The sequence below is a fragment of the Bacillus sp. JCM 19034 genome (assembly GCF_001310635.1).
Classification (GTDB): domain Bacteria; phylum Bacillota; class Bacilli; order Bacillales; family Bacillaceae_D; genus Halalkalibacter.
The window spans coordinates 44,438-56,433 of the sequence record NZ_BAXR01000017.1 but is presented as its reverse complement, the minus strand read 5'-3'; the positions used below and the strand labels follow the sequence as shown (position 1 = coordinate 56,433).

The following is an 11,996-nucleotide window of genomic DNA, read 5'->3' as shown; positions in this document are numbered from 1 at the left end:
TCGTTGTTGTCTTCCTCAGTTCCATCTCCTGCGTTATTGTCTTCTTCGGTTCCTTCCTCGTTGTTTCCATCTTCTATATCTCCCGGTTCATCAAATGCTTGTTCATTATAAAGTGCTTCATATATTTGATGATCCTTAATCACTTGTGCATAGTATTTCAAAGTTATTTCTGCTAACTCCTCATCAAATGACTGTACTTCTGTACCGAAGGCTTGTAGTAAATCGGCAGCAAAAGATTCATATCCTAACACAGATGCCGCACGACTATGGGCGTATGCCGTAACTTCTGCACTAGCCTTTACAAAGTTATCGAGATCTTCTATCCCATTAAAGTCCGTTGGCCCTACTTCATCTTTAAAAGGCGAACGTTCCTTAACTAAAAATGATTGGTTATCAGTTTCTAACGTTCCCCAATGAATATCTGGGAAATTATGCAGTGCACGTACCCGCTAATAGTCCGACTAGCATGAGTAGGTATACAGAACTATCAAATAAACCAGATAACTCAACAGCTGACGGTCCTTGTGCCTTAATATCTAAAATGATATCGTCTACTCCTGATTTTGTTTCACCTTCGATTAAAACATAAAAACGATCATAGCCTAAACTGCCTAACCCCGCATTAATTCTTCGTGCTATGTCTTTAATCGTGAAGTAGTCTTTCCCAACATTTTCGATGATTTCTTCATCTAAATTCTCAACATAAGAATCCCAATGGCGTACCAGCTCATCCCATTCATCTACTGTTACTTCCGTCAGACGATTATTCGTTAAATCAAAGACACGATTTTCACCTTGCATCGTTGTCCAAGTCGCTAATTGATTATTTAACGGCTCATTACTCACTTCTTTTGCAAACTCACCAATAAATCCATCTAACTTATCCGCTGTAAAATAATGCTCTTGAACATCAACGGAACCATCGGCTACATTTGCTAGTGCCTGCCGATAATAATAACCATATGCTTCAACGATCCCAACGATCTCCTCAGCACTTACCTGTAAATTCGGTGCAGCGTCATTCAGAAGATAGAGACTTGCCCCATAGTTCAGTAAATCGAAGTAAAAAGGTGCGATTGCAGCTTCATCAAAATCATTTAATTCAAAAATAGCTTCCTTATTTCGATTACCATAAAATCCGATATTCTCAATATGAAGATCACCCGTGATCCACGTATTTGCTTGATTTAGGACTGTCCAATTTTCTGGAATGTTTACAACCTGGTTTTTGACATCAAGGAAAAATAAAGCTGCAGTCCCTCGATAAAAGGCAAAAGGGCTGGCTGCTAACTGCTCAAGCTTGCTGTCTTTTACAAAGTGATCATCAATATGCTGATTTGACCGATTGATTTCGTTCTTGATTGTTTCAATTCTCTCTAGTCCATCAAGTGGATTTAATGCTTCAAGATCAATCGTTGTTTGACCAGGTATTACAAAATCAACATCTTCAATATCATCATAATAATGAGCAATTGGTGAAAAATCGTTTATCGAGTTGCCGTCAAGATTTAGGCGAACACGTAGGTGCTCCAAATTTCGTAACGGACTAATATCGGTTATGTTATTATCACGAATATTCAAATCTTCTAAAACAACTAAATACTGAAGTGGTGAAATATCAGAAATTTCGTTTCTTCTTAATACTAGTCTTTCTATTTTCGTTAAGTTTGTTAACGGTGTTAGATCACTAACTCGGTTTGAATGTAAGTTAAGATCGGTTAATTCAGTAAGATTTGTTAATGGCGTCAAATCGGAAATGCCATTATTTCTAGCACTTAATTCTTTTAATTGAACTAAACCTTCCAAAGGCTTTATGTCTATAACGCTATTATCACGAATATCAAGTACTTCAAGTGCAACTAATTGTTTGACAGGTTCTAATGAGACAATCGAGTTAACACGTACATCGAGTTCAATTAGATTCGTTAATGTTTCGATCCCATCAAGTTTGGATATATTATTTTCTCTTAAATCAATTGATTCTAATTTCGTTAATGTTGAAAGCGGCGTTAAATCTGAAATATTATTTGAACGCATTTCTAATTCTTTCAAATTAGTTAATAGCTCAATCCCTTTTAAGCTTTCAATTCCTAAATTTCTAACATTTGTTAACTTCTCTACTTCCGTCAATGCTTCATACGTTAATTGAGAGTGACCATTCGACTTAACCATTTCATTTATCACTAGAAACAAAGCCTTATCTTCAAATAACCGTTCAATTTCAGCTGACTCACCATCTAGCTCTTCTTCATCTGTTTGGATAGGTAAAGAAAAATCAACATCTTCAATCTCATAGTAATAGTGAGCAATAGGTGAGAAATCGTTTATCGGGTTACCATCTAGGTTTAAACGAACTCGCAACTTCTCTAAATCCCGTAACGGGCTAATATCAGTAATATCATTATCGCGAATATTTAAATCCTCAAGAACGACTAAATATTGTAACGGCGAAATATCCGTTATCTTGTTGCCTCTTACAATGAGTCTTTCTATTTTCATTAAGTTCATTAAAGGTGTTAAATCGCTTACGTTGTTTGAATGGAGATTAAGCTCAACTAGGTTCGTAAGCGGTGCTAACGGTGTTAGATCAGAGATATGATTGTCTCTTGCACTTAACACTTGTAACTGAATTAAGCCTGCTAAAGGCTGCAAATCAGTAATTTGGTTGTCGCGAATATCTAGCTCAACCAAATTCGTTAACGTCTCAATTCCCTCCAGAGAGGAAAGACTATTTTCTCTTAAATCAATTGACTCCAATTTCGTTAACGTTGAAAGCGGTGTCAAACCAGAAATGTTATTTGATCGCATTTCTAGCTCTTTCAAATTGGTTAGAAGCTCTAATCCTTTTAAGCTTTCAATTCCTAAATTTCTAACCTTTGTTAGCTTCTTAACCTCCGCTAACGCTTCAAACGATAATTGAGAGTGCCCCAAAGATTTTATTTCATCTTTTATTACTTGCAGTAAAGCTTCATCTTCGAATTCCTCCTCAATGCTAGTAGCCTCATCGACGTTACCTTCTGCACCAATTTGTTGAAGCGGGATAAAATTTGAAAAAATGATAAGTACTATTAAACATACATGCATAACTCGTTTCATGGTTTTCCTCCTTATGTTCTAAACTTGTCCACACATAGTTAAAAATAGCATTTTTCACTTTTATCAAGGCTGAATTAACATAACTTTTACAATGAAATTACACTACATTCACACTAATGGTAGTTGTTTGAATTTAGTGTAATTCGAGGATTTTATTCAAATACTCTTTAAATGAGGAAGAGTTAAGCATGGGTTGTATTCAAGCAGGATTTTTGAAGATTTAGTTGGGTATATTTATTAAATTTGGTCTGGTTTTGTCAATGAGAAGGATTGATTATGTAGGAGACTTTTCTTCTTTACAAGAAGACGTAGAGCCTATGGAATACTTAAGGTAGAGGAATTGTAAGAAAGAAGAAATTTTCAGTGGATTTCTGCATAACCATTTTATCGCCTTTTGCGTATGTAGGTTTATGATAAGAGTGTTGAAATTATCGATTAGAAAATTAAAATAACTCATTTCCTTATAAAAAGCTTTGTATAAATGGCCGTCTCCTTGTTGAAAAGAGTAGCCATTTAACAAAGCTTATTACGTTCTCTAACTATGTGTAATCCTTCAATAATCTACATCATATGTAAATTTCCAAATGCATTCTTTTAAAGGTGATATATATCACAAACGTACATAGTGATCTTGTTTCTCTTATTAGTTCACCTTATCATTTAAATGATTTGCAATATCTGACAACATGTTTGCTACACCTGATACTTCTTGCATAGAAGCATTTAGCTCTTCAATAACAGCTACAATATTCTCGATATTGCCGTTTGAACTGCTCACTTCCTCTGACACTTTTTGAATGGATTGTGTCACTTGATTCATATTGTCAGTTATATCATTTATTGCTGCTTTTAAGTCTTGGATAAATTCATCGACCTCATCAATATTACTTGCAATATCGTTGAAAACGTCCTTAACTTCTTCATTTAAGTTTGCACCGTCTTTAATCGATTGTCCACCCTTTGAAATGACCTCTGTTACTTGGACTGTACTTTCTTGAATCTCTTGAATTAACCTTGTGTTTTATTCGTTGCATTATTCGTCTGTTCAGCCAATTTCCTAACCTCATCTGCAACAACAGAGAACCCTTTTCCGTGTTCTCCCGCACGAGCAGCTTCAATCGCCGCATTTAATGCTAACAAGTTTGTCTGATTAGAGATGTCTGTAATCAACGATAAAATATCGCCAACCTCATTTGTTTTTTGATCAAGCTGATTTACCACTTCAATGGATTGATTGACTTGATCGCCAATGAGCTTCATTTGATCCATAATCCTTTCAACAGCCGCATCACCATTTTTCGATTGGTTTATCGCTTGCTTAGATGTTTCAGAAACAAAATTAATGCTTTCCACTAATTCCTGTAAGCTAAAAAAGATTTGACCTGACGTTTGATTCACTTCATGGATTTCATTCGCTTGTGTTTCAGTACCAGCAGCCATTTCCTGCATCTTTGATGAGATTTCCGCTACAGCTTCACTTGTTTCTTGTGTTGTTGACATTAGTTGTACAGCTGTTGCTGCCGTCTGAGCTGAAAGTTCTTTCGTATCTTGGTCGTGATCCGATTCTTTCATTACCGTCTCATCTGTTGCCCTCACTTCCTTTAAAGCAACCGGCTGTAGCCTAATTAACAGAAAGGCCAAACCAATCGTTACGATGAGAAGTACGATAACACTTATTACAAAATAAACACTTGTAATAGAAAAAGATAAAAGTTCCAACACAATAACCATAGTCAACATAGACAATAGAGCAATTATTAACGAATATACAATGAGAAGTCGTTTCGTATTTTTCATCATTTATCTTCCTTATTTAACATCCATTTCTTCCACATCGAGGAATTTCAATGCTTCATCTAAACTCGTAAAGGCCTTAATGCTATCTTTCGTTCCAGAAGAGCGAGAAAGGCGATTGAGCTGCATTTTTAATGTCACATTCGGTGTAATGTTTGCATTTTTCTCAACGTACTTAGCTACGTCTTGCATCAGTTGTCCCCACACTTCATTTACCTCTGGTTTAGCAACCGTTTGAATTAAACTATTATCATTCAAGAACTTCTTAATTTGCGGCTTTTGTAATTGTGCTCGCACAAAGTCAGCCTGCTGCTTCGCTTCCTCGACTGTAGCTGCCATCTCTTTATACTTGAAATAAAACACATCTTTGTATTCTTTTGATTCATATGTACTCATCATGAATTCCTCCTATTTACTTGTTTCATATTGGTTTAACACTTCTTGAAATATATGTAACGCGTGAATCGCCTTTGGAAAGCCTGCATATGCACTACAATGATTAATAACCTCTAAAATTTGTGCCTGCTCAAGTCCGACATTTAGTGCCGCTCGAAAATGATAGTGCAAGCCTCTTCCTGCATCGCCTTGTGTAATCAGTGATGATAATGTCACCAGTGCTCTTTGCTTTAGATTTAAGCTGTCATCATCGTAAACATCTGCATAGCCAAATTCCAATGCAAGCCTAGCTAAGCGAGGAGAATAACTTTCCATTGTTTTCATGGCTTCAATACCTTGCTGACCCGCTAATTCCTCTATTTTCTTCCATCCTAATGCTTGCTTATCCACTTTGATCACTCCAATAAAAATAATTAACCCCTTTTCAATGTAGGTGGAACCTCGTCCTTACATGTTAAAATTTCGACAACCGCCGGACCATCCGTTTTAAGTGCTTGCTTAACGGCTATCTCCACTTCATTAATGGTTTGACATCTAGTACTTTCAATGCCTAGTGCCTCACCAAATTTTGTAGCATCAATTCCATAACTGTAAGTCGTTCCTACCGCTTTACCTAGACCATGTTTCATCCCTTTGTCCACCATATCAAGCATGCCATTGTTAAACACTACAAAGGTAATGTTCGCCTGTTGATCGACAGCAGCTGATAGCTCCATGCCATGCATCATTAAACAACCGTCACCAACAAAACAGACAATTGGTTGATCTTGCTTGACTAATGAAGCACCGATCGCTAATCCAAGGCCATGTCCCATCGCTCCAAATACATCATCAAAATAAAAGGTTCCTGGGACCATTGTGTCAAAATACTTAATACCATAAAACGTATGGCTACCATCATCACCAAAGACAACTGTATCATTTGTCAAGCATTCCCTTAGCTTTAACATAACGGTTGCAGTTGATAGCCGACTGTCTCTCGGCTCGTTCATTGCTACTAATTGTCTTGTTTTCTGTTCCTCTACCCAGTAAGAGGAGAGATCCAGTTTCTTTATTGGACAATTTGGAGCATAGTTAGCTACTAGCTGGGATAAATTTTGCTTGGCATCACCTTTAATGAACGTCGTGTCAAGTAACAACGTTTTCCCAACAAACGTTTCATCTTGATCAAATTGTATGAGGTGCTTAGGGTATAAATCAGGTACTAGGCCAGCCGTTGACATATCGGATAACCGTGTTCCAATAACAACCATTAAGTCAATGCCTTCTTTAACATACATCTCTGCCGCCGCGGTACCTCCTAAACCAAAGCTACCAAGAGATAATGGATGCTGAGTTGGAAAAGTCCCTTTGCCTCCTGGTGTGGTCATAACAGGGATCTGCCAGCTTTCTGCAAACTGCATAAGCTCTTCATAGGCCTTTGCTCGGTGCACACCTTTCCCAACTAAGATCACGGGCTTATGTGCTGTTTGCAACAATTCTTTCACTTGGCTCAAATTAGACGAAATTGTGTTATCAACTATCTCCCAATTAGGCATGTCAATGCTATCCATCTCTTGAGTTAGTACATCAAGAGGAATAGATAGGTGGACAGGCCCCATCTTACCTGTTAGTGCCTTTTGCAAAGCATGCTGCAAATAGCTCGAGAGAAGGGAAACGTCATCTACTCTAGCACTAAAAAGAGTCAGTGGTTCAAATAACTCAACGAGATTTGTTCCAAAAATACTTGAATCTTGACCAAGTGCTTTACCACTATCTTTCAAAGGTGGATGACCAGTAAGAAATAACACTGGTGCATTAAATGCCTTTGCTTGACCAGCAGCAGTTAGTAAATTGGTTCCACCTGGACCAGACGTACCGAGGGCAACACCAAGTGATTGATTTTGTAATGCATACCCCGTCGCCATGTAACCAGCCCCACATTCATGCCGAGAAAGGACGAAGTTAACCCCTTGCTTTTCCATTTCAATAATCATCGGGGTAATTGGTTTTCCAGGAACACCAAACGCCTGCTCACATCCTAATTGCTTTAAAATTTTCACTAGATTAGTAGCCAAACTAACCAATTAATCTCACCTCCTAAAATAGTCCTATGACTTATATCGACAAGATCTATAAAAATTTAATGATTTTCTCGAAAAAAGTTATTTTTTTCTATATTTATAGGACTATGAAACCGCATACATAGAGACTATTGACTATCCCCCTTGAGTTACATCTTCTACAATTTTTATACTTTCTTATTTTTCTAAAAAAAGTTCTTGTATACCTTTTGTATGAAATTTTAAAAATATAGCTACTCAATCACTTAACAAGAAATAAAGTTTTAAAAATAAAAAAACTGTAGCACTATCAGCCATTTTTTGGCAAATAGTCCTACAGTCATATCAAATAGTAACATTATACGTAATCTACATCACCCATTGTAGGGATCGCTGTAATCGATCCAACCTTCGTACATGTGAGAGCTGCCACCTTATTACTTAGTGCTGTGATTTCCGTTACTTGATCAATATTTTTGATCACTTTTTTCGGTTCATTTTCCTTTGCTAATTGATAAAGCATTGCCCCTACAAATGCGTCACCAGCACCAGTAGTGTCTATTGCTTTTACCTTAATACTTGGGATCGTCTCTTGTAATTGGCCATTGGAAATAAACGTTCCTCTACTTCCTAACGTTACTGCTACAAGCTTAGCTCCATCGTGATGAAAAGCCTCGACGCCTTCTTTGATTTCCTTTACGCCAGTAATAAGTCGCAATTCTTCCTCACTGACTTTTACGAAATCAGAATAAGCAATCGCTTTTCTTGCCAAGTTAACAAACTCACGTTGATTTTCTCGCCAAAGATCTGAGCGATAATTAGGATCAAAGGAGATAAATTGGCCTGTTAATTTGGCCTTTTTCATTGTGTTTAAATAAGTCGTTTGAAACGGGCCATTCAGTAAGGCAGTTGCAGAACCGAAGTGTAAAATTCGAGCACTTTCTATTTTCCCCTTATCTAGATCTTCTTCTGTTAAAAAGGCATCTGCTCCGCGATTAAAGACAAAATCTCGTTCCCCATTCTCCTGTAAGGATACGAAGGCTAGTGTCGTTGGATTCATATCATCAAATACGAGCATTGAGGTATCGACATGTAGCTCTTCCAACGTATGTTTCAAGAAATGGCCAAATGGGTCATTGCCAACTTTCCCACTAAACATCGCACTTCCACCTAATTTTACAATCGCTGCACAGACATTTGCCGGAGCACCACCTGGCTGTTTTTCAAACTTTGTCCCTTTTATTAAATCATTTCCAGTATCCGTACAGAAGAAGTCAATAAGTAACTCTCCAATACATACTACGTTTGAATGTGACTGCATTTTTGATCCTCCTTCTAACCCTACTAGTAATCAACCTTGAAAAGGAGAAAGAATCCTATGAAAAATCGACGTTTGCTTCCCCCATTTCAAATAAACTATTAGGTTCAGACTGTAGTAGGACATTACCTATCCATTGTAGCTTTTAACTCCCAAATCGATAATTCTTTTATTTCCTTTTCATTTCCCTCTACAGTAAATGTAATATCCTCCCCCGTAAAGTAAAATCTATTCGTCATGACTATTTTTCCATCGTCAATAAAAAGTTCGATACTTGAACGATCAATAAAAGCTCTTAACGAAATTTCATTTTCATTTGTTATATATCGTGCCTCGCAAAGGTCCTTTTCTCCTTGTAGCATTCCTTTACGGTCTGTTAAAACTTGTTTTCTATTTGAATCATATCCGACAGTGAGTGTCTCACCTTTCTCAGATGAAAGATGAAACCCTGCTGTTTTTGATTGGTCTTTGGATACTACCATCTCTACTTCTAAACAAAGGCTTTGTAGCTTCAGTTTCCTCGTATATTCTGATAGAACTTTGTTTTGGCGTAATTTTATCATTTCAGCTACTGGCTTCATAATTAGTTCGTTATTTTCAACCTTTAGTTCACGAGGGATTGTTAAAGCTCCTGCCCAGCCATCTGCTTGCTCTGGCATTTCTTTATTCCACATATTCATCCAGCCAATTAAAATTCGTCTCTTTTGATCATCAATAAACGTTTGCGGGGCATAAAAGTCTACACCATAGTCAATTTCCCCGCTATTCTGTGCTGCAAACTCCCCGGTTTCCTCATTCAACTTTCCAATCATGTATCGTGTTTTTGAACCTTCCATATTCATCGGAGAAAATATTAGTACATCTTCTTTGTCAGAAAGGGAGAAGAAATCCGGACATTCCCACATATCACCTTGTGTTCCGTCACTCTCTCTCATTACCCCAATATAATCCCAGCTTTTTAAATTTTCTGATCGATATAAAAGTGCTTTTCCGATTCCTGCTTTTCCTGACCCAACGACCATATTCCATAGTCCGTCTTGTTTCCATACTTTCGGATCACGAAAATCGGGCGATCCGTCTTCTGGAGGAGCCGCAATTACAGGATTTTCTTCTAATTTTTCAAAATGAATACCATCAGTTGATTTGGCTACACATTGAACCTCTTTTGGATCAAGCTCTTCATTATGTCCTGTATATATTAAATAAAGATCATCTCCTGAAACGACCGCACTCCCTGAAAAGCAACCACCTGCTTCATAGTCATATTCAGGAGCTAGTGCTACAGGCAAGTGCTCCCAATGGATCAAGTCTTTACTTTTGGCATGTCCCCAATGCATCGGTCCCCACTCGGATTTATACGGATAATGTTGATAAAAAGCATGATATTCACCTTTGTAAAAAACAAGTCCATTCGGGTCATTCAACCACCCAGCTGGCGGTGCTATATGGTAACCTAACCAGAACTTCGACCTTTTAGAAATATCGGCTTTCCTTCGCAACTCTTCATTTGCTTTTTCTAATGTGTAATTAGTTATTTTCTTTTTCATTTGATAACCTCCCTACTATTTAACTGCACCTTCAGATACGCCACCGATAATGTGTCTCTGTAGGAATAAATAAACGATAATAACTGGTAATAAGACCATTAAATATGAAGCAAATGCTAGATTATAATTCGCAGAATATTGAGATTCGAACACATACTGCATCAATGGTAATGTCCAATCGCTTGAGTCATTTAAAACGACCAATGGCATTAAGAAATCATTCCAAATCCAGATAATATTTAAAATGGCAATTGTAACGGTCATTGGTTTTAACATTGGAAAAATGATATGCCAAAACATCCGGAACACGCCACAACCATCAATTAAACCCGCGTCTTCTAGCTCTTTTGGAATAGATTTGAAATAAGCAACATACAGAAATACACTTTGGAATAAACTGTACGTTATATAAAGCAAGATTAATCCCCATTTATTTAACATCCCAATTGTGCTTAGTTGCTGAATAAGTGGTAGCATTAAAACTTGAAAGGGGACGAATAACCCACTTACAAAGAAATAGTACATAATCCGATAAAACAACTTATTCTGATTACGAGCAATTGAATACGAAACACTAGAACCTAGCAATATAATAAAAACAATGGAAATAGCTGTTATCGTAAAAGAATTCATAAAACCTTGGCCATAATTCGTCATCTTAATAGCTTCAATGAAGTTTGTAAAATTAAGTTTTTCTGGTAAAGCTAAAAACGATATTCTCGTCTCTTCTGGTGTTTTGAAAGCAGTAACAACCGTCAAATAAAGTGGAAACAAAATAGCAAGTCCTCCAGCTATTATGAAACCGTATAGACCAGACCTTTTTAATATGTTCCCAACTCTTTTTCTTTGACTTGATTGTGCTTTTACATTATCATCGTTTGTTATTGTGCGTTGTGGAGTACTCATTATAGCTGTACCTCCTTTTTGCGTAAGAAGAAGATCTGTATGAATGAAATGATAACGATCATTAAGAATAATAGAAGGGCAGCAGCTGTACCATAGCCAAATCTATTATTTAGAAACCCTAAATTATAAATCAAAAGAGTAACAGATTCTGTCGCAAAACCCGGCCCTCCACCAGTCATGGCAACAATATAGTCATACACCATTAAATGCTGCTTCATTGCTAAAATGAAACAGATTGTTATAGAAGGAACGATAAGTGGTAAAGTTATCGAAACAAACTTTCTAAAGCCTATCGCACCGTCTATTTCGGCTGATTCATATACCTCTTGTGGGACCGTTTGCAGTCCAGCCATATAGATAATGACTAAAATGGCTGAAGCTTGCCATACCGTAACAATTACTAGTGCCCAAAATACAGTATCTTGATTACCTAACAAATTCGTTTGTAAAACGTCAATATTTAATTTTTCTCCTAAATACGGAATGAAACTAAAATAGATTTGTTTCCATATGAAGCCTATGATTAACATGCTTAATACAGCTGGGAAAAAGTAGAGCCCTCTGAAAAAACTTTGAAACTTCACTTTGGATACAAGCACCATCGCAACACTTATTGCAATAATATTTGATAAAATCGTTGAAACTAGAGCGTACTTAAATGTAAAGCCTAATGAATTCAAAAATCTCGAGTCACTAAATATGGCCACATAATTAGAAAAGCCGACAAAATCTTTTGTACGACTAACTCCATCCCAACTTGTCATACTTAAATAAACACCACTTATGAGGGGATAGACATAAAAAATCCTAGAAGGATCAGTCCGGGTATTAATAGAAGGAAATAGCCACGACTCATACTTCTATAAATATTGTTATTCATGATGGACACCTCGGTAT

The 11,996-nt window shown here is 36.9% G+C and carries 10 protein-coding genes and 1 pseudogene; all 11 read right to left on the bottom strand.

Annotated features, from left to right (window positions below):
• A partial coding sequence (locus JCM19034_RS24265) for a DUF2252 family protein (RefSeq protein WP_269431722.1) occupies nucleotides 1-419 on the bottom strand: 419 nt, incomplete at its 3' end.
• A gap of 10 nt (nucleotides 420-429) precedes the next feature.
• On the bottom strand, nucleotides 430-3,096 hold the full coding sequence (locus tag JCM19034_RS16845; RefSeq protein WP_062051570.1) for a leucine-rich repeat domain-containing protein: 2,667 nt from the start codon (nucleotides 3,094-3,096) through the stop codon (nucleotides 430-432).
• Nucleotides 3,097-3,739: 643 nt separating this feature from the next.
• Nucleotides 3,740-3,916: a hypothetical protein gene (locus JCM19034_RS22420; RefSeq protein WP_197276434.1), complete on the bottom strand. Its 177-nt coding sequence runs from the start codon at nucleotides 3,914-3,916 to the stop codon at nucleotides 3,740-3,742.
• A gap of 223 nt (nucleotides 3,917-4,139) precedes the next feature.
• A pseudogene (locus tag JCM19034_RS25275) lies at nucleotides 4,140-4,356 on the bottom strand (methyl-accepting chemotaxis protein); the annotation flags it as partial.
• 549 nt (nucleotides 4,357-4,905) lie between these two features.
• Complete coding sequence (locus JCM19034_RS16835) at nucleotides 4,906-5,286, bottom strand: hypothetical protein (protein WP_062051565.1); 381 nt, start codon at nucleotides 5,284-5,286, stop codon at nucleotides 4,906-4,908.
• Nucleotides 5,287-5,298: 12 nt separating this feature from the next.
• Complete coding sequence (locus tag JCM19034_RS16830; protein WP_062051563.1) at nucleotides 5,299-5,676, bottom strand: carboxymuconolactone decarboxylase family protein; 378 nt, start codon at nucleotides 5,674-5,676, stop codon at nucleotides 5,299-5,301.
• 23 nt (nucleotides 5,677-5,699) lie between these two features.
• Entirely contained in the window at nucleotides 5,700-7,352 is a 1,653-nt protein-coding gene (locus JCM19034_RS16825; RefSeq protein WP_062051561.1) for a thiamine pyrophosphate-binding protein, read from the bottom strand.
• 334 nt (nucleotides 7,353-7,686) lie between these two features.
• On the bottom strand, nucleotides 7,687-8,649 hold the full coding sequence (locus JCM19034_RS16820) for a carbohydrate kinase (protein ID WP_062051559.1): 963 nt from the start codon (nucleotides 8,647-8,649) through the stop codon (nucleotides 7,687-7,689).
• Nucleotides 8,650-8,771: 122 nt separating this feature from the next.
• Nucleotides 8,772-10,193: a glycoside hydrolase family 32 protein gene (locus tag JCM19034_RS16815; protein WP_062051557.1), complete on the bottom strand. Its 1,422-nt coding sequence runs from the start codon at nucleotides 10,191-10,193 to the stop codon at nucleotides 8,772-8,774.
• A 15-nt stretch (nucleotides 10,194-10,208) separates the two neighbouring features.
• The gene (locus JCM19034_RS16810; protein WP_082394157.1) at nucleotides 10,209-11,099 is read right to left on the bottom strand and encodes a carbohydrate ABC transporter permease; all 891 of its coding nucleotides are present in this window, start codon (nucleotides 11,097-11,099) and stop codon (nucleotides 10,209-10,211) included.
• Nucleotides 11,099-11,863 (bottom strand): carbohydrate ABC transporter permease, encoded by a 765-nt coding sequence (locus JCM19034_RS16805; protein ID WP_062051555.1) that lies wholly within the window; start codon nucleotides 11,861-11,863, stop codon nucleotides 11,099-11,101. Before JCM19034_RS16805 ends, JCM19034_RS16810 begins: the two co-directional genes overlap by 1 nt.
• Between the last annotated feature and the right edge of the window lie 133 nt (nucleotides 11,864-11,996).

Excerpts from the sequence above, each read along its gene's own strand:
- JCM19034_RS16805 (WP_062051555.1), bottom strand. The coding sequence starts at position 11,863 with ATGACAAGTTGGGATGGAGTTAGTCGTACAAAAGATTTTGTCGGCTTT.
- JCM19034_RS16820 (WP_062051559.1), bottom strand. The coding sequence starts at position 8,649 with ATGCAGTCACATTCAAACGTAGTATGTATTGGAGAGTTACTTATTGAC.
- JCM19034_RS16815 (WP_062051557.1), bottom strand. The coding sequence starts at position 10,193 with ATGAAAAAGAAAATAACTAATTACACATTAGAAAAAGCAAATGAAGAG.
- JCM19034_RS16845 (WP_062051570.1), bottom strand. The coding sequence starts at position 3,096 with ATGAAACGAGTTATGCATGTATGTTTAATAGTACTTATCATTTTTTCA.
- JCM19034_RS16810 (WP_082394157.1), bottom strand. The coding sequence starts at position 11,099 with ATGAGTACTCCACAACGCACAATAACAAACGATGATAATGTAAAAGCA.
- JCM19034_RS16835 (WP_062051565.1), bottom strand. The coding sequence starts at position 5,286 with ATGAGTACATATGAATCAAAAGAATACAAAGATGTGTTTTATTTCAAG.
- JCM19034_RS22420 (WP_197276434.1), bottom strand. The coding sequence starts at position 3,916 with ATGAATCAAGTGACACAATCCATTCAAAAAGTGTCAGAGGAAGTGAGC.